Source organism: Candidatus Sodalis endolongispinus, from assembly GCF_018777395.1.
Classification (GTDB): Bacteria; Pseudomonadota; Gammaproteobacteria; order Enterobacterales; family Enterobacteriaceae; genus Sodalis_B; species Sodalis_B endolongispinus.
On the sequence record NZ_JAFJYC010000001.1, the window covers coordinates 1,041,776 to 1,059,817 of the forward strand.

The 18,042-nt window shown below is 47.7% G+C and carries 14 protein-coding genes, 2 tRNA genes and 4 pseudogenes; 4 read left to right on the top strand and 16 right to left on the bottom strand.

Annotation, left to right across the window (positions count from 1 at the left end; genetic code table 11):
• Nucleotides 1-25 precede the first annotated feature (25 nt).
• The 3 genes and pseudogenes from JZM24_RS05100 to JZM24_RS05115 all read left to right on the top strand — a co-directional run bounded on the left by JZM24_RS05100 (nt 26) and on the right by JZM24_RS05115 (nt 4,446).
• Nucleotides 26-2,532: pseudogene (locus JZM24_RS05100) on the top strand (bifunctional acetate--CoA ligase family protein/GNAT family N-acetyltransferase).
• Nucleotides 2,533-2,680: 148 nt separating this feature from the next.
• Nucleotides 2,681-4,036 (top strand): CDP-diacylglycerol--serine O-phosphatidyltransferase, encoded by a 1,356-nt coding sequence (gene pssA / locus JZM24_RS05110; protein WP_215668855.1) that lies wholly within the window; start codon nt 2,681-2,683, stop codon nt 4,034-4,036.
• Between the two features lie 71 nt (nt 4,037-4,107).
• Nucleotides 4,108-4,446 (top strand): YfiM family lipoprotein, encoded by a 339-nt coding sequence (locus JZM24_RS05115; protein WP_215670014.1) that lies wholly within the window; start codon nt 4,108-4,110, stop codon nt 4,444-4,446.
• A 160-nt stretch (nt 4,447-4,606) separates the two neighbouring features.
• Here JZM24_RS05115 and JZM24_RS05120 read toward each other — a convergent pair.
• Together JZM24_RS05120 and JZM24_RS05125 are read right to left on the bottom strand one after the other, a co-directional pair.
• A pseudogene (locus JZM24_RS05120) lies at nt 4,607-5,313 on the bottom strand (N-acetylmannosamine-6-phosphate 2-epimerase).
• 8 nt (nt 5,314-5,321) lie between these two features.
• On the bottom strand, nt 5,322-6,878 hold the full coding sequence (locus tag JZM24_RS05125) for a PTS transporter subunit EIIC (protein WP_215668856.1): 1,557 nt from the start codon (nt 6,876-6,878) through the stop codon (nt 5,322-5,324).
• Nucleotides 6,879-7,062: 184 nt separating this feature from the next.
• On the opposite strand from JZM24_RS05125, the pseudogene JZM24_RS05130 reads away from it, so the two are divergent.
• Nucleotides 7,063-7,875: pseudogene (locus JZM24_RS05130) on the top strand (MurR/RpiR family transcriptional regulator).
• Between the two features lie 331 nt (nt 7,876-8,206).
• On the opposite strand, the gene JZM24_RS18055 reads toward JZM24_RS05130, so the two are convergent.
• The 14 genes and pseudogenes from JZM24_RS18055 to JZM24_RS05195 form a co-directional block, all read right to left on the bottom strand.
• Nucleotides 8,207-9,034: a nuclear transport factor 2 family protein gene (locus JZM24_RS18055; RefSeq protein WP_220098815.1), complete on the bottom strand. Its 828-nt coding sequence runs from the start codon at nt 9,032-9,034 to the stop codon at nt 8,207-8,209.
• Between the two features lie 239 nt (nt 9,035-9,273).
• Nucleotides 9,274-9,907, bottom strand: a pseudogene (locus JZM24_RS19635) (HAD family hydrolase).
• Nucleotides 9,793-10,539: a PI-PLC domain-containing protein gene (locus tag JZM24_RS05145; protein ID WP_215668859.1), complete on the bottom strand. Its 747-nt coding sequence runs from the start codon at nt 10,537-10,539 to the stop codon at nt 9,793-9,795. The pseudogene JZM24_RS19635 and the gene JZM24_RS05145 overlap by 115 nt, the downstream one beginning before the upstream one ends.
• A gap of 152 nt (nt 10,540-10,691) precedes the next feature.
• Nucleotides 10,692-11,165, bottom strand: a complete 474-nt coding sequence (locus JZM24_RS19100) for an ABC transporter ATP-binding protein (RefSeq protein WP_312884921.1) — start codon at nt 11,163-11,165, stop codon at nt 10,692-10,694.
• Nucleotides 11,166-11,448: 283 nt separating this feature from the next.
• Nucleotides 11,449-11,976: an ABC transporter permease gene (locus JZM24_RS18440; RefSeq protein ID WP_312884996.1), complete on the bottom strand. Its 528-nt coding sequence runs from the start codon at nt 11,974-11,976 to the stop codon at nt 11,449-11,451.
• Nucleotides 11,977-12,207: 231 nt separating this feature from the next.
• The gene (locus JZM24_RS05160) at nt 12,208-13,140 is read right to left on the bottom strand and encodes a WavE lipopolysaccharide synthesis family protein (protein WP_215668861.1); all 933 of its coding nucleotides are present in this window, start codon (nt 13,138-13,140) and stop codon (nt 12,208-12,210) included.
• 27 nt (nt 13,141-13,167) lie between these two features.
• Entirely contained in the window at nt 13,168-13,638 is a 471-nt protein-coding gene (locus JZM24_RS05165) for a hypothetical protein (RefSeq protein WP_215668862.1), read from the bottom strand.
• Between the two features lie 253 nt (nt 13,639-13,891).
• The gene (locus tag JZM24_RS05170; RefSeq protein ID WP_215668863.1) at nt 13,892-14,578 is read right to left on the bottom strand and encodes a hypothetical protein; all 687 of its coding nucleotides are present in this window, start codon (nt 14,576-14,578) and stop codon (nt 13,892-13,894) included.
• Nucleotides 14,579-14,734: 156 nt separating this feature from the next.
• Nucleotides 14,735-15,400 carry a hypothetical protein gene (locus JZM24_RS05175; RefSeq protein ID WP_215668865.1) on the bottom strand — a complete coding sequence of 222 codons (666 nt, stop codon included), beginning with the start codon at nt 15,398-15,400 and terminating at the stop codon, nt 14,735-14,737.
• Nucleotides 15,401-15,425: 25 nt separating this feature from the next.
• Entirely contained in the window at nt 15,426-15,872 is a 447-nt protein-coding gene (locus tag JZM24_RS18445) for a glycosyltransferase family protein (protein WP_246579888.1), read from the bottom strand.
• 54 nt (nt 15,873-15,926) lie between these two features.
• Nucleotides 15,927-16,181: an NTP transferase domain-containing protein gene (locus JZM24_RS18450; RefSeq protein ID WP_246579889.1), complete on the bottom strand. Its 255-nt coding sequence runs from the start codon at nt 16,179-16,181 to the stop codon at nt 15,927-15,929.
• 48 nt (nt 16,182-16,229) lie between these two features.
• Nucleotides 16,230-16,511, bottom strand: coding sequence for a hypothetical protein (locus tag JZM24_RS05185; RefSeq protein WP_246579890.1), 282 nt, complete (start codon nt 16,509-16,511; stop codon nt 16,230-16,232).
• A 1,148-nt stretch (nt 16,512-17,659) separates the two neighbouring features.
• Nucleotides 17,660-17,735, bottom strand: a tRNA-Ala gene (locus JZM24_RS05190).
• Nucleotides 17,736-17,917: 182 nt separating this feature from the next.
• Nucleotides 17,918-17,994, bottom strand: a tRNA-Ile gene (locus JZM24_RS05195).
• Nucleotides 17,995-18,042: the final 48 nt, after the last annotated feature.

An 18,042-nucleotide genomic window follows, 5' to 3' on the forward strand; every position in this document is an offset into this window, starting at 1 on the left:
CCGTCAACCAGCGGGGGAGGCAGTGATGAGTTTACGGGGACTGGAGGCGCTGCTGCGGCCTAAATCGATTGCGGTGGTTGGTGCATCGGACACGCCCGGCCGCGCCGGCAACCTGATGATGCGCAATCTGCTTGACGCCGGATTTGGCGGTAGTGTGTACCCACGGCCGACGCAATGTGGACCTGCTCACCGCTTTGGGCGAACGAGGCTGCAAGACCGCCATCGTGCTGTCGGCGCCGGCGACGCAATTCGACGAACTGCTCGCCTGTGCCCAGCGTTTCGGCATGCGGTTGCTGGGCCCCAACAGTTTGGGGCTGCTGGCGCCGTGGCAGGGTCTGAACGCCAGCTTTTCGCCGGTCCCTATTCATCGTGGCAAATTGGCGTTTATTTCGCAGTCGGCGGCGGTATCCAATACCGTGCTCGACTGGGCGCAGCAGCGCGCCATCGGGTTTTCCTACTTTATCGCTCTCGGTGACAGCATTGATATCGATGTCGACGATATGCTGGATTTTCTGGCGCGCGACGGTAAGACCAGCGCGATACTTCTGCACCTGGAGCATCTCTCCGACGCCCGACGTTTCCTTTCCGCCGCCCGTGTGGCGCGGCGCGCAATAAACCGATTCTGGTAATTAAAAGCGGCCGCACCATCCAGGCGCAGCAGTTGCTAAACTACCATCCCGGCCGCGATGCCGCCTATGACGCCGCCATTCAGCGGGCCGGGCTGCTACGGGTACGCGACACCCACGAACTGTTTTCAGCGGTGGAAACCTTAAGCCATATGCGATCCCTGCGGGGCGAACGCTTACTGATCATCAGCAATGGCATTGCACCCGCGGCATTAGCTCTGGACGAGCTGTTGCGCCGCCATGGCCGGCTGACGCCACCATGGCGGCACTGGCGCAGGCGTTGCCGGCGACGGTGAAACCCGGTAATCCGCTGGATCTCGCCGACGATGCGACGCCGGAACGTTATCGCGCCGCGCTGTCGGCGCTGATGGGCAGTAAGGATTTCGATGCGTTGCTGATAATCCATGCACCGAGCGCCGCCGCGCCCAGCAGTGAAACCGCCCGCGAGGTGATTGACACGCTGGCCGAGGCTGCCCGCTCTGGTTCGGTAACCCTACTGACCAACTGGAGCGGCGAGTATTCTTCACAGCAGGCGCGCCGCCTGTTCACCGAGGCGGGCCTGCCGACCTATCGTACCCCCGAAGGGGCGGTGACGGCATTCATGCACATGGCGGAATACCGGCGCAATCAGCGACAGCTGATGGAGACGCCAGCGCTGCCGGTCGGGTTGACCGTCGATGCCGCCCACGTCCACCAGATGATCCGCGAAGCGCTGGATCAAGGGATAACCCGGCTGGAAACCCATGAAGTCAGGCCTATTGTTGAAGCCTATGGTATCAAGACGTTGCCCACCTGGATCGCCGCCGACAGCGACGACGCGGTACGGCTCAGCGAAGGACTCGGTTATCCGGTGGCGCCAAAACTGCGGTCCGCCGATATTGCCCATAAATCCGACGTGCAGGGGGTGATGCTCGCGCTACGCAACGCGGCGGAAGTGGCGCAGGCGGCCAGCGCGATGCTTGAGCGCGCGGCAGTTACCTATCCCGCGGCGCGCATTGAAGGACTGTCGGTGCAGAGCATGGCCAGCCGCGACGGCACGCAGGAACTACGCATCAGCGTGGAACAAGACTCGGTATTTGGCCCGCTTATCCTGTTAGGCGATGGCGAAAGCGACTGGCGCGCGGGGGCGCCGGTGGCGGTAGCATTACCGCCGCTCAATATGGCCTTGGCGCATCACCTGGTGCTGCAAGGGTTAAAGATGGGCGCCCTGCGCAACCACCGCCCGCTGTATCCTTTGGATCTCGCGGCGCTCAGCCAATTGCTGGTGCAAGTCTCCGATCTGGTGGTGGATTGCACGGAAATCACCGCGCTGAATGTCAGCTTGCAATTAAGCGAGTACCATGGCGATCTTGGCGCGCTGCTGGCTATCCGCCCCTATCCGCGCCAGCTGGAATCGGTGGTGACGCTCAATAACAGCCAGCGCTGTCTGTTCCGGCCGATTTTACCGGAGGACGAACCGCTGCTGAAAGCCTTTATCGGTCTGGTGACCCGCGATGATCTCTATTACCGCTATTTCAGCGAAATTAGCGAATTTACCCATGAAGATTTGGCATATATGACGCAAATCGACTACGATCGGGAAATGGCGTTTGTGGCGGTCGTACAACAGCAGGATCGAGAGGTTATCATTGGTGTTACCCGCGTCATTGCCGACCCTGACAACACCGATGCGGAATTCGCGGTACTGGTACGTTCCGATTTGAAAAAACTGGGGCTCGGGCGCATGCTGCTGGAAAAGATGATAGATTACGCCCGTGCCCACGGTTTGCAGCGGCTGACCGCTATCACTATGCACAACAACCGCGGCATGATAACGCTGGCGCGCAAATTAGGGTTTACGGTAGATATTCAAATGCAGGACGGTATCGTCGCGCTGTCGCTGGCACTGGAACCGGCTACAGCATGAGTTCTGCCGACAGCGGGCAAGGATTAGCCGAGCAGTTGAAACATGCCCACAAGCAACAGAAGTAGTGGTATTATGGCCGATTCAACGCAAATATTTGTTTGCATAGGGTCATTCTAACCTTCGATGATAAGAGAAGAAGCGCACTGTGATGTTGTCAACTTTTAAACGCAGTAAACACCAACAACACCTTGCACAACTGCCAAAAATTCCTCAGACGGTTGCAGATGTTAAAACGCTTTACAGCCCTGAAGATTTCTATCACGCGCTCATACAGGCCATCGCCGGCGCCCGGCAGCATATCTATTTGGTCGCATTGTATCTGGAGCAGGATCAGGGCGGTCAACGCGTCCTTGACGCCGTTTATGATGCCAAACGTAATAATCCCTCGCTGGATTTAGCGATTCTGGTTGACTGGCACCGGGCGCAACGCGGACGTATCGCCGCCGCCGCCGCTGATACCAACGCCGATTGGTACTGCCGTATGGCTCAAGCGCATCCCGGCGTGGACGTGCCGGTATACGGCGTGCCGGTCAATACCCGCGAAGCGCTGGGCGTTCTGCATTTGAAAGGCTTCATTATCGACGCTCAGGTGATTTACAGCGGCGCCAGCCTGAACGATGTTTATCTGCATCAACAGGATAAGTATCGCTACGATCGTTACCAAATTATCCGTAATCCCTCCCTGGCCGACACGCTACTTGCCTACATCAAACAGCAATTACTCACAGCGCCGGCGGTAAACCGGCTGGATAACGTCGCCCGGCCGAAAAGCCTGGAGATCAAAAATGATACCCGCCTGTTTCGCCAGACTCTGCGCGAGGCCGGCTATCGTTTCCAGGGCACGGCGGGACTGAATGAATTGGCCATTACCCCACTGGTGGGATTGGGCAAGCAAAGCCCGCTAAACAAAACGATTCATCATCTACTGTGCTCCACCCGCGACACCTTGACGCTGTGTACCCCTTATTTCAATTTGCCGGCGCTGCTGGTGCGCGATTTAATCGGTCTGCTGCGCCTGGGCAGGCAGGTGGAAATCATTGTCGGCGATAAAACCGCCAACGATTTTTATATCCCTGAAGATCAGCCGTTCAAGATTATCGGCGCCCTACCGTATTTGTACGAAATCAATTTACGCCGTTTTCTAAGCCGCCTGCAGCGGTATGTGGACAACGGTCAATTGGTGGTGCGTCTGTGGAAGGACGGCGACAACAGTTACCATTTGAAAGGGGTATGGGTTGACGAGGAGTGGCAATTGCTGACCGGCAATAACCTCAACCCGCGTGCCTGGCGGCTTGATTTGGAGAACGCGCTGCTTATTCACGATCATGCACAGGCGTTGCGCCCGCAGCGTGAGAAAGAGCTCAACCGGATCCGCACCCACACCCAAGTGGTGCGGCATTTCACAGAACTTGAGAGAATCGCCGATTATCCGGTTAAAGTCCGCAAGCTTATCCGCCGATTGCGTCGGATCCGCATCGACCGTTTAATTAGCCGCATCCTCTGAACCAAGATGCCCTCTCCCGGCGGCGGCGCTTTCTTGAGCGTTACGCTGCCGGCGCCAGCAGGAACTCAGTGATGCACAAAGGCCGCCATTTATCGTTACCCGCGTTGTGGCTGTTGCCGCTGCTATGTTGCACGGGTTGTAGCCACCTGGCCCAGGATAGTTGGACCGGTCGCGACAAGGCCCAGCACTTTGTTGGCTCCGCGCTGCTGGCGGTGGCCGGCAGCGCGATCGCCGAGCATCAATCGGCCTCGCCCGCACGCAGTCGTAATATCGGTTTTGGTCTGGCTATCAGCTTCGGCGCGTTAAAAGAAGCCTGGGACAGCCGGCCCGCAGGCACCGGCTGGAGCTGGAAGGACTTTACCTGGGACGTCGCCGCCGCCGGCTACAGCCTGTATGCCCTGAGCGACTAGCCCATCACCGCGCTGTACCGCACGGCGGACGATGACCCGCCCTCTTTCCCGTTGCATCAGCGGGTTGACGCGTCAATCCTGCTCCGCCCGGCGCGCACGGCGTTTATATACCGGCGGGCCGGCCTGAAATACTGGGGCGCCGCGTTCCCGGCTGATGCCATTAATTTCCTTTTCGCGCGATATTAACGGTGGCAATGGCAGAGACAAAACGCGCCGTTATTTGCTGCGGACGGGTAATAGCCCCGCCCACCACCACCGCATGACAGCCTAATTCCAGGGGCAACGCGCCGCCATTTCCGGCGTCAACACATTGCCTTCGGCGATAACCGGGCGGCTGACCGCCGCCAGCACCTCGCGCAGGAAAGCGAAATCCTGCTCGGCCAGCATCCGCCCCCTGCTCTCTTCGGTATAACCATAAAGCGTCGTACCAATGACATCAAAACCCAGTTGCTCGGCCTGACGCGCCTGCGCCACGCTTGCAATGTCGGCCATCATCAGCAGGTCCGGATACTGTCGCCGGCAATAGTCTACTTGCCGGGCCAGCGAGCCGCCGGCGGGACGCGGCCTGTCGGTGGCGTCCATTGCAATCATTGGCGGCCGCGCCGCCATCAGCTCATCAACCTCCCGTTCCGTGGCGGTAATAAACAGCTCGCTATCGGGATAATCCCGCTTGATGATAGCGATAACCGGCAGCGCAACCTGCTGTTGAATAGCCACTACATCCGCCATACCGTTGGCGCGGACTGCCGCCGATCCCCCCTGTTGTGCCGCCAGCGCCATACGCGCCATTATCGATGCACCGTGCAGCGGTTCCTGCTCCAGCGCCTGGCAGGATACTACCAGTTTCCCTTTAATCGTCGTCAGCATAGACTCAGTCATGACGCAGTTGCTTTCTCTATTTCATTTTTAATCACCGTGACATGGGGGCCGAATATCACCTGCACCCCATTACCACGTTTAATCACGCCACGGGCGCCGCTTTGCGTCAGCAACGCTTCATCCACCTCTTGCGGGGACCGCACCGTGACCCGCAAACGGGTAGCACAACAATCCAGTTCTTCAATATTCTCCCGCCCGCCCAGCGCTTTAATAATCGTCTCCGCCCGCTGACTGCCGGCCACCGCTTCGCTTACGGCGGCCATTTCTTCCCTGCCGGGGGTTTTGAAATCGAAACGGCTAATCAGGTAACGGAATGAGAAGTAATAAATCAAAAACCAGGGAACGCCCACTACCGGAACCCACAACCAATGGGTTTTCGCCTCGCCCTGCAAAACGCCGAACAAAATAAAGTCGATAAAGCCGCCGGAGAAGGTTTGACCAATGGTAATGTGCAGGATATGGGCCAGCATAAACGCCAAACCATCGAGCACGGCATGCAGCACATACAGCGCCGGCGCGATAAACAGAAATGAAAACTCAATAGGTTCGGTAATACCGGTCAAGAAGGAGGTAAGCGCCGCCGACAGCAATAGCCCGCCCACCCGCTTGCGATTTTCCGGCCGCGCCGCATGATACATCGCCAGACATGCGCCGAGCAGTCCAAACATCATGGTAATAAATCGCCCGGACATAAAGCGCGCCGTGCCAATATAATAATGCTGAGTGTTTGGGTCCGCCAACTGAGCAAAAAAGATGCGCTGGGTTCCTTCATAAAGCTGACCGTTAATCACTTCACTGCCGCCGAGTGCCGTAGTCCAGAACGGCAAATATAAAATATGATGTAATCCAAACGGCCCAAGCATGCGCAGTACAAAGCCATATATAAATGTACCCAGGTAACCGGTGGCATCGACCAGGCCGCCGAGACTGAAAATGATTTTCTGAAACCAGGGCCACACGACCATCATCACCGCACCGACAATAATGGCGGCAAAGGAGCAGACGATCGGCACAAAGCGCGATCCGCCGAAGAAGCCGAGAAACTGCGGCAAGGCAATTTTGTTGTAGCGGTTATGCAGCCAGTACGACACCAGGCCGATGACCACCCCGCCAAAAACACCCGTTTCCAGCGTCTGGATCCCCAGCGCCATGCCCTGCCCATGGACGCCTGGATTATTGGCCGCCAGTTTGCCGCTAATTTGCAATAAGGCGTTGATGGTGGCATTCATCACCAGATAGGCCAATAACGCCGCCATGCCTGCCGTTACTTTATCCGTCTTCGCCAAACCCACCGCCACGCCGACGGCGAATAGCACCGCCGGATTGGCGAAAACAATCGTGCCGGCGCCCGCTAGGACGGTAAACACATCCTGGAGCCAGGGAATATTTAAAAAGGGGTAGGCGGCCACCGTATTCGCATTGGATAACGCGCCGCCAATCCCCAGCAATAAGCCCGCTGCCGGCAAGACGGCAATGGGTAACATAAAGGATTTGCCGAATCTCTGGGCCTTTTCAAACCATATACCGCTTGCAGCAGAAAGTGGCCTAGCCATGATAATTATCCCCAATCATAGTTTTTATGATGAAAATTTTCACCACAAGCAGTATATCGATCGATAAACATTTTCGTAAAGGGCCTTAAGCGCTTAAAATAACGTCTCCGGCAGCATTCAGGATCCTCTGCTAACCGGTTCGGCATATAACAAGGAGTCTGCTGTGAATCAATATTCTGCACCGGTGAATCTGCTGCTTTACCTGCGACATAGCCTGGAAAGTTTTAGCCAGACGCTACAAAAGCTCGGCGTGTTCGTGCTTGAGCATACTCAACGCGTGCTTTATCTGACCATCACCGAACTGGCGGAGCAAAGCGGCACCAGTGAAGCCAACGTAACGCGGCTGTGCCGTATGCTCGGTTGCAAGGGCTTTGCCGAATTTAAAATGGCGCTGTCGCTGGAGGCGGGTCAGCAAGAAGAGCCTACGTCGGCAACCGATGATGTGCAGGGTCTGATTGACGAGGCCGCCAACGCGCTCCAGGATACCGGCAAGCTGGTCAACCGCCAGGCGTTGGCGGACGGCGCCGTGCTACTGCACGCGAAGCGCTCGCTGCAAATCTATGGCGTGGCGGCCAGCGCGATCATCGGCAATTATCTGCAATATAAACTGCTGCGGCTGGGCAAATCCGCCCATGCCTTTGACGACATGCACAGCGCGGCAATGAACGCCGTCAGCTTGGTCGCGGAAGATGTGGTCATTGCCATCTCCAGTTCGTGATCGACGCGCGATGTCTTATCGGCGGTGGCACTCGCCCGCGAGCACGGGGCAAAGGTGATTGTGCTGAGCAACACTCTGCATAGCCCGCTCTGTGAATTGGCTGACGTGTTATTAGTGGCCGCCAAACCGTAAGGGCCGCTTAACGCCGGTGCGCTGCAATCTAAAATCAGCGCCATGCTGCTGGTTGAGTTATTAATCCAGGAGCTGTTAAAGCTTGATGACCATTACGCTCTCGCCAGTCAGCGCAGCGCCAGCGCCACTCTACCGCTGTTGTTGTAAACCCCTGCTTATGGATGTGCCTGCCAGCGCGCGCCCGATGCGGGTATGACGTTCGCGTGTCATGCCAGGCGTCAGGTTACCGTCCCGGCGGACATCATTAGGTACGCGCGATATGCTAACGCGCGGTGACGGGCGTCAGGTTACCGTCCCGGCGGGCCTCTCGTATTAGCTCGCCTTGTTTGTCATCAAAGATACAGTCCGCCGCCAGGACCCCTTTACATCGCCGGACATCTGTTGTTTTCGCTGTGCCAAAGCCGGGAGTTTTACTGCAAACTTCACGGGCATGCTGTCATCTCCACCGCATCGTAGACTTGCAAAATCAACCCAAGCCTTAGTGAAGGTAGGCGTTGAGTTTGATGATTTTCCCTTTTTGATTCCATTCGATGATATCCACTCCTCGCAGGATCTTTTCGTTCAATTGCAGCTCAAACTCGATGATTGATTTATAACCCTCTGTCATGACTGAGTGCGCAACGAAAGAAAAGGAGTCACACGCCGAGAACAACCGCAACAGCATCTCCCGGATGCTTTCCTGTCCTATCAGTTGATTATCTGGATCAATCAAAGAGGCATCGCGGTCAAAAATCTCAATCACAGACGGTAAGGAACGTTTATTAAAAGCCTCAACATACTGTTCCGTGAGCTTGCCTACCGAATTGAGATGCTTGTCATGTGAAAGGGCGAAAGCTTTCACCGCGTGAGCATCATAAAAATTATGATAAATAGCATTATCCAGATGGCGCAGGATAATTCTCTTTTTCTCTAAAACCAATTCATTTAAGCAGGAAGAGAGGTAAAAATTACCGCCGATGCAATTATCTTTCCGTATAATGCTTTTTGCCGCACTTACAAAGTCTTTGGCCTGGCGGAAATAATATAACCCCGCAACGGCATTGCGGCTAATGGACACTTTCTCAGCGGCTTCGATAACCTGTTTATCCGCATTCAATTTCACAAAAGACCATTTTGGATGCACTGACTCAAAAGAAAGAACCCCCGCGTCAGCCTTTTGACTACGGAAATACGTAACAATGCTTTGCAGATCATCTTTAATATAATGATCAGCAGATGAAATGATCAGTTCTGCCTCTAAATCAAGCGCATCAACACCCATGAGACAGCTACACACGGCACCTTTCGTATTACCCTGTAACGGCACAATTATGCCTGTAGAATCGCTAATAGTTTCTATTATTATTTTAAGACCCAGTTCTTTGAGTTTACTCTGTGGAATGATATATATTTTTTGCTTCTTCTTTCAACGTGTCAAAGATATCCTGAGAATATTCCAATAACGTTCTGTTTGCTATCTCAGTTAGAATTTTTGGATAGATAAAATCATCGGACGTTTCGTAAAGACTTTCACCACACATTGGGATAATGATATTGATCATTGTGTTAGGCCTCTTCTATACTCATGATAAATTTTTTGATGTTTTCGTAATTAACATCATAAACCGTCTCGACTTCAAGTACATGCGCACCGCTGGCGCGAGCGGCCTTAATGCCATTTTCATTGTCCTCCACAATTACGCACTCTTGCGGCAATACGTTAAGCGTCAATATTGCTTTATTGTACATCTCAGGGTCAGGTTTACCTTTAACCACTTCTTGATTTGAAAGAGTGAATTCCAAGTACTGGGACAAATGCGCTCTATCCATCATCACTTCAATTGAATTCCTAATTGAATTAGAGGCCACATGCAAGCATGTAGCCTTCTCGTTGTAAATTCGATAAAGCATATTCATGATGGAACATTGGTTTACAACAATTATTGACGATGTCCATCGTGTATTTTTGTTTCATCTCATTAATGAATAAGTGCAGTGAGTGAGAAAGCCCCTTGTCACGGCTTAACATGATAAGCTTGTCTTTTGTCGGCAAACCATCATAAGTAGTCTGATGTTCCTGCTTGGTTATTTCCAAGCCAAAAAGATTAAGCGCTTTATTGAGTGCATCATAATGCCAGTCCTTGGCATCAATGAGCACACCATCCATATCGAAAATGACAGCTTTAATTTTAGTGACCATAAAAAACTCCTTGCATCCTCAGGTAAGTCGGTGCATAAAAGAAAATTGCTTGATGAAGTGATGCTATCAGGCAGCTGCTTAATTTTATCCCAGACGGCTAAATGCTCACGAGTATGGAGCTCCGGGGACACCAAACAAACCTTTTTATTACGGTTCAGAAATGAGCTAATAAGCCTTTTATTGACTATCGTTTCCTTGAAACCATCCAGCCAGACCCCTGCCGCATCCTCAAAAAGACGAGATTCAGGCTCATATTCGCTAAAACGAACAAAGAAATTTAGGCCCTCATTTTTGTAAGCGACAAGATCGGGTATAGACATATCAAAAGCAAAATAATTTTCTATATTATATTGATTTAATTTCTCTTTAACGAGCTTTTGTAATCCGTCTGCTTTTACATTCAACGCCAACGTGGGGCGGCAGCTACATTTACTATTATTGTATAGGGTGAATAAATCATCTACTGCAAGCGCACTTGAGTTGGGCATATCATGACTAATGACAAGTTGACCATCAAAATCGCGCAAATCGGTTTCAGTGCCATAACCGAGATCAAACGAACGGATAAACGCAGCGGTGCTGTTTTTCTCTGCTGGCAGTTTCCAATATCCACGATGAGACAATATTTCCATAGTGACCTTTTAAATCAATATTCATATAGTAAGATGTTAACGCGATGTATAAATTTCAACCGCATCCTTGACGTCGCCATCAAAAATAACACTACCCTGTTCAATGAGTATCGCCTTGTTGCATATTGCAGACACCTGATTCAAATCATGACTTACAAACACAACCGTCTTATTATTTTTTTAATTTCATTAATCTTGAGCAAACATTTATTCTGGAAATTGGAATCACCTACTGATATTGCCTCGTCAACCACCAAAATATCAGATTTAAGGTGAACGCCAATAGAAAATGCCAGACGTAGAAACATACCTGACGAGTAATATTTGACGGGAGAATCGATGAAATCGCCAATCTCTGAAAAAGCAATAATTTCATCCAGCGATTGCTTGACGATTTTACGATTCATTCCTATAATGGCGCCGGATAAGAAGATATTCTCATAGCCAGAGAGATCATGATGAAAGCCGGCACCCACTTCTAATAATGTAGAGAAGGTACCATTTATCTGAATAAATCCGCTAGTGGGTAGGATGATCCTAGTCATCAATTTCAGAATAGTTGACTTGCCAGCGCCATTCCTCCCCAAGCTCCCCACTGAATCACCCTCGTTGATACGAAAGATCACGTTATTGACCGCTGTAAAAGTCGAAATTTGGCTATGGCCCCGGCGCGAGCAAATCGCCCAAATGAAAAAATATCTTTCATAGAGTCGCTTCGGCGCTTACCCGTACGGTATTTTTTTGAAACACCATTAAACTCAATCATTCTAAATCAACCACTTTTCTTTCATTCAACACGAAATAGACACTGCCCACAATCGCGACGATCATTGCCAGAGCTAAGGTTGTGGCTATACTAGGCACCACTTTTCCATTAAGAAAAGCATAGCGCGCCAATGTCAATATATGCTAAAATGGGTTCATCTTATATAGATACATATATTTCTCTGGCACAATACTTAAAGTGTAAACAATAGGAGATGCATAAAACAAAATTTGCATTACCAAAGGAACAACGTGCCCAAAATCTTTGTATTTGACTTTCAAAATAGCAATGATGGCACCCATACCCCACGCGAATAACAGCGTAGTTAAAATGCAAAACGGTAAATAAACCACTAATCGAGAAAAGTGGATAGTGACATCCAGATACCAAAGAACAGGAATAAAGAAAATCAACGCAAACAGCAAGTCAATCACAGCAACGAAAACACGTGCCAGGCCAAAAACTACGCGTGGGAAGTAAACTTTTTTAATAAGACCAATATTATTTATTAATGAACCACTTACGGAGTTCAGACTGGCGGAGAAAAAGTTCCAAAACAATATTCCGACAATCAATACCGCTGAATAGGGTGAAGAGTACTCGGGCGTTGGAATTTTTACTAAAAGACCAAAGGCAAAGGCAAACAAAATGAAACTGGTCAATGGATTGATGACTGCCCATAGAAATCATAGGCCAGTTTGCCTATATCTGACAAAAAAATCTCGCTTAGCCAATTGTAATATCAGGTACTTAGCGTTAAAGATTTCTGACTTAGACGTTACACTATTAGGCTTTGAGACGATGCTCCGCATAAGCTCACCCTCTTTTATTAAAGATCTTCATGGCTATTCTTTTCACAAAGGGTATGCTGAGCAAATTTGAGCGTATATAAAAAAAGCCCGTCATGAAAAGCGTAACCATTTTTTTATCATGAATTTTCTATCGATTGGTGTACGCAAACCGCGCATAGACTTGTTATAAACCCTCATCCAATCAGAATAATCATAGACACTGTATCTTCCCTTATTGTGATAATGCGATTTGTGTTTTCTCCAGCAGAAAGCAATGTTACCGGAATCACAAGGAATGAAATTGTTTATGTAGTACATTTCAGATTCAACAATGAGCTTGTTATTTATCTGACTATTTCCGCTATATACCTGAAGCCCTGTTCGCTTTTCAATACATTTAACCAAAATATATTGCTCTGGAACATAGTTCATTATGGTGTAAAAATATCCATGCTTACTAATTTTGAAAATTCTTTCATCCGCCAATTCAACATCGAAAATACTCATAACATCGTCTTTATACCCACAAAAGAGTATGTCTCCAGGATGGAAAAGATAGGGTAAATAGCCTCTGGCATTTCGTGAGAAAAGATTATAGTTTAAAACCATATGATTAAAAACTGAATAACCAACATGACGCTCAAACTTATCGTTTACTATGTATCTTTCAAGCAAGTCGATTATAGCGTCAGAGGTAAAATATGAGTCAGTTCTCATTTTTATTACAAACGACGCACTGGCTAATTGTATACCACATAAAGATGACACAATCATTCGATTAACATTACTTACGTATCTAATACCATCTTTAATTTTACTAGTGATCCCAGGATCATCATTAATAATATAGGCGAAACCGAGATAGCGCGCTAATTTGCAAAATTGTGCATTGCGTTCGGGCTCCATTTTCCACGTAGATATAATAATTTTGCATCTTGGGAAATGTTGTGTGACTTTTCGGATATTATTGATTATGGATCTATCGATTCCTTTATCGTCAACTACTATCCCTTGCATCACAATTGTTATATCATCAGGTGACACTCGCATTGTTAAGTCCAGTGATAATCGTTATCTTAACGGTCTTTTCAAATATTGATAGGCTTTATAAGCAATGCCAGACAACCTTAGACCTACTATTTTTCTTAATGCAATGCCAAGCAAAATCTTTCTGAAGCTAATACGGCAATCATTATTGCCGAAACCATCATTAGAGTCACAAAAGATTGAAGAGTTTATTTCTTTTTGAAAATAAGCATAATGCTGATAGTAGATTCTAATATTAACATTGGGTACTAATTTCCTCTTACATAACACCATCAGTAAACTGCGGAGAAAAGCTAAGTTCTCATGAAAAAACTCATTTTTTAGCTGAATGAAGTCAATATTAAGTATTCTACTATCATCAGGAATGCTAATTTGGGGGGTTCGGTATGATGATTTGTTCATCTTGGACATATCGATTAACAGGTCAAATTCCTCACATTTTTCTTCTTCAGCTTGCTGAAGAAGCGTGAGTTGCAAATAACGTTTCTCAGTCATTTTCTCATAACTGATCCGCATTATTTTCCATTTTCATTATAATAAACCGTCGTCCCTTCTACAAGTGCAGCAATCTCTTGGACACTAAGTTTAAAATATACACCATTCATACAATATTTCATTTGAAAAGCAGATATTATATTAATTAGTTTTTGAAGAGCCGTTTTTCGGATAAACCAATCGTGCTTATTTTCTGTAAAAGGGCTATGAATCAAGGTATGAGAAACTTGATTTTGTAGAAAGGGCATGGTGATCAATGCAGTTTTTTATCAGTGACACTACTGGACGACTTTAAAAGGTCTATCAAATCGCTTCGATAAAGTGGAGGTATGATCTCACAAAGAACGTCTTTTTCAAAATCGGTTACAAATTGCTCCACCTCCCAAAGAGGAATTCTAATACTTCTGATCACCATTATTATGGTTTTCAAACGTGATTGACTAGAAAAAGATTGTCGGTTAATTACGTGAAAAATCTTATCCTCTGCTGCATATTTTTTAGCAATACGATAGAGTTTCCTCTTAGCCTCTTGTATAGTTATCCTGAACAAAGTATTACGCCGCAAAAAAGGGAGTGCTTCGGTTATGGTCCGGCGCTGGCTGAGTTTCCAATTATGTGAAAAAACACTATAATATCCATAATAATGCATAATGGATCTGTTATTCATACTTTGTGTCATCGAACAGGGATTTATAATCACGGGAATACCCATACAAGCCGCTCTAATATTATGCTCAAAATCGTCCCAATATAATAACTCGTTTTGCGGGAAATAATTCCAAAGCTTTGTCTTACAAATGTATAGGCTTCCCGTCAAAAAATCACATCCATAGGTTTTCCGCATTGGGCTTTGGCAAAATAGGCCTTTACGCCCAATAAGTCTCATCTCTTTCTTCGTTATCGCATGAAGGTTAAATGTTTTTGTGATATCCTCACTCACTGTTCCGAAATCTGAATAGCGGCGCGGTATTAAATTTTTTGTCCGCGAAAAAAAACGATTGGAGACCCGTTATCGGAAAATAATCCCCAAACTGTTCCATCGCCTTAACAAAATTTTTAGGCAGCATTATGCGGTCATGAATGAGACATAGATTTTTTAGTGTCGCAGCCCTCGCGATAGTGTTTTTTTTCGGGTAATATGCACAGGTGGCGCAGGTATATCTTCACCAACGATTCTAACCTTGTCAAAGAATTTGAAATCTTTATGAGGCATACCACAAAGTATTATCTCTTTATTGGGTATATCTAATTCAAGTATACGTTCGACACATTTATTAAGGAATTGCGGCTCTTCGGGTCCGACAGGTATGCAGAATGTCCACTCATCAAGACCACGATCGGATTCAATAATCAGGGGGCTGACTTTCTGAAAAGCTCTGAGGTAATTTGATGCATTGTTGACTTCTATAAAGGCATCTCTAAAGTAAGACCTTTCGAGCAAGCAATCGGTATCATAATTTTCCGCAAGATAGATCATGCCAGAAGGTTTTACTTGGTGAGCTATATCCCAGATAATTTGCGCATAAAGCGGTGAATAAGATTGTACGTTATACAGTAGGACATCATCAATGTCGTCAAACAGATATCGCGAGGTGCCATTAACAGTATATTCTTCCTTCATTATCTTTGGCACCACGAGATCACGGAAGGTAATTATCGTGGTACGACTCACATCACGTAAGAAAGATAGCTCCAGAACTTGCGCGTGTTTAACGTTAAAATAGCTAGTCTTTTTATCATGCTTTAATTTGATGAGCTTCACTTAGAAATCATACGGGGCCTAAAGATTAAAACGATACTGCTTTAGCGAATACCGGCAAGCTTTTAAATAGTTCCAAATCTGATGGTGTTCCTAAGCCATACATGCCATCAGCTTCTCTTCCTACATTATATATGCCAATCCTTGACCTTTCTTCTGCGAGCATATAATTATAAGCAGGTGCAACATAGAACTCACCGTTTATACGTTGATTTCTCTCCATCATCTGCTTTACACAGCGACAGAAGTCCTTGCCATGTTTATAATTATAAACACCAACGGTGGCCTCATCGGATACGACGATTTTTTCAACTACGTTAATGACCATTTCCCGTTCACCAAGCTCAACATAAGACCATTTTGCATCGTCCGCTTTCATGGTCATAATCAGGCCATCAAGATCGTTTTTCACTAACCCTGCAAGATAGTCATCAATCGCAATATCAACCCATTGATCGGAATTAGCAATCATCAAAGCTTGCTCATTATTGATATACTATTCAGCAAGCATCACTGTACAAGCCGCACCTTAAGTGACACCATCTATGCCAATAATGATGCAATCGGGCGCGATATTCTCTAGCTCGGCTTCGTAATTGTAGCGTTCCAGATGCTCCTGCTGGCAGATGAAAATGAATCTATGCGGCTGCGCGGGTGTCAAGTTGTTAACAACGACTTCTATCATACGCTTATCATTTAACTTAACAAGTGGTTTTGGGTCGGTAAAACCTGCTAGAGAAAATCGACTACCGCGCCCGGCCATTGGAATTACAATATTCAACATGTTATTCTTCCACTAAATACTTATCATCTAATGCGCCGGGTAACTTAACTACTGTAGTAACAGTGTCCTCTCTAGCGCTTCGAAGTCGGTGCTTTCGCCAGGAAGGAGCTTAATAATGCTGCCAGCTAAATATCTCGTGCCGTTTATTCTAACTGCACCTGATACAATAACAGTGATTTCCGTAGCAATTTTATGCAGGTGTTTTACCTCGTAGTCGCCTGCTTTAAAATGCTGAACGGCGACCTCGACATCTTGAGTTCTAAACACAGATGGAGTAAATGCTCCAACAAACCAACCTCTCAGCATTTCATGCAGAGGATAACTTTCCATAAATCTCTCTCATTTTTTGAAGTTATGCAATGCGCTGGCCGCAACTCATTATTCACAGAGTTTGCTGTACTTATATATTCCGTAATGAGATTATCCTGTAATATTGTCCGTGGAGATTATTTTCCACAAACTATAACATTAGATGATGGAGAAAAACAGAGGACCTCGTGTAATTTTTTTTGGCAGCGAAAAAAGATTGCCACTATCGCAATCCATTGATTTTAGATATTTTTATTAAAAATAGCCTCTAAATAATCTATTTTACAAAATATTTATTTTTCTTTTAGTTCTAATAATGAAGTTACATTTTTTATTCACTTCATATAATCACCTTAAAAGTTAGCTTTATATTTTATTACAACAATTTAATTGCGGTAGTATCTTTTTCAGCGCTGTTTATGCCTCTTTGCGTCTTCTTCATCTGCCTTGAGTGTTTAAACGGTGTGCTTACAGCTTCAGCATCCAACGCCGTACCAGCATGCCTTATAAGAGATCTTATTCCCAACTCTGGTAATTTTTCTTTCAATATTACTGAACGTTCTCACTTTTGCTGTAATATAAAGTCACTAAGGATTATTAAACACCCATTACATTTAAAAATCCTTTGGTTTCCAACACTGCGCAGCATACTTTTTATTATCGACAGCATACATTTTACTAATGACCATCAAACAAGTTCACCCACCGTGTACGCTTAGTCACTTAACCTCACAACCCTGAGCTGTCTGCACCTTGTCCGACAGGCTGCACGACCGAAATCCGGCGTTGCGCGGTACTCGGCATCCTCATGGACATACAGTCCACCGCGGTGCCTGCGTGCCGTGCGCCTGGGCTTTCAGCCGTTCGCGCCGTCTCGCTCGAGTATCGCCATACAGGCGAGACCCGGCGTAGTCTGCGAAGACCGCGCGGAGACAACAGTGCCTGTCGCGCTACAGTGATAACGCTTACGCGTTATCTCAGGTTTGCTTACTTCGTTTGAGAGACTCGCATACTGAGTTTGCACTTCAGCATGTGTTTCAAATTTTCAGCTTGTTCCGGATTGTTAAAGAGCGGTATTTCGCAGCTCGCTTGATAAACGCGCTCTGAAATACATCAACAGTAGAAAAACCTCTCATCCCACAAGATGACAAAAACATTCCGTGACGGAATGGTGGAGCTAAGCGGGATCGAACCGCTGACCTCCTGCGTGCAAAGCAGGCGCTCTCCCAGCTGAGCTATAGCCCCATGTCGTTCACCTTGCATATGCCGTCGCTCACCCGCGACGATACCGTTTACCCGATACCGGACCGCGACAGGACGACAGCCAGTCTCGATTTCTCCGCTCCCCGACGCACAGTCTCGCATGCCGCCTGTCGGCAACAGGTTGCACTGACCATTACGGGAAACACCACGGGAATAAGCAGAACTGGTAGGCCTGAGTGGACTTGAACCACCGACCTCACCCTTATCAGGGGTGCGCTCTAACCACCTGAGCTACAAGCCTATAGAAGGTTTTTCTTGCTCGCGACAGTTATCAGACAATCTGTGTGGA

What these genes read in the sequence shown, in the direction of transcription:
- pssA (WP_215668855.1), top strand. Translation starts at nt 2,681, where the DNA reads ATGTTGTCAACTTTTAAACGCAGTAAACACCAACAACACCTTGCACAA.
- JZM24_RS05115 (WP_215670014.1), top strand. Translation starts at nt 4,108, where the DNA reads ATGCACAAAGGCCGCCATTTATCGTTACCCGCGTTGTGGCTGTTGCCG.
- JZM24_RS05125 (WP_215668856.1), bottom strand. Translation starts at nt 6,878, where the DNA reads ATGGCTAGGCCACTTTCTGCTGCAAGCGGTATATGGTTTGAAAAGGCC.
- JZM24_RS05145 (WP_215668859.1), bottom strand. Translation starts at nt 10,539, where the DNA reads ATGGAAATATTGTCTCATCGTGGATATTGGAAACTGCCAGCAGAGAAA.
- JZM24_RS05165 (WP_215668862.1), bottom strand. Translation starts at nt 13,638, where the DNA reads ATGACTGAGAAACGTTATTTGCAACTCACGCTTCTTCAGCAAGCTGAA.
- JZM24_RS18450 (WP_246579889.1), bottom strand. Translation starts at nt 16,181, where the DNA reads ATGTTGAATATTGTAATTCCAATGGCCGGGCGCGGTAGTCGATTTTCT.
- JZM24_RS05185 (WP_246579890.1), bottom strand. Translation starts at nt 16,511, where the DNA reads ATGGAAAGTTATCCTCTGCATGAAATGCTGAGAGGTTGGTTTGTTGGA.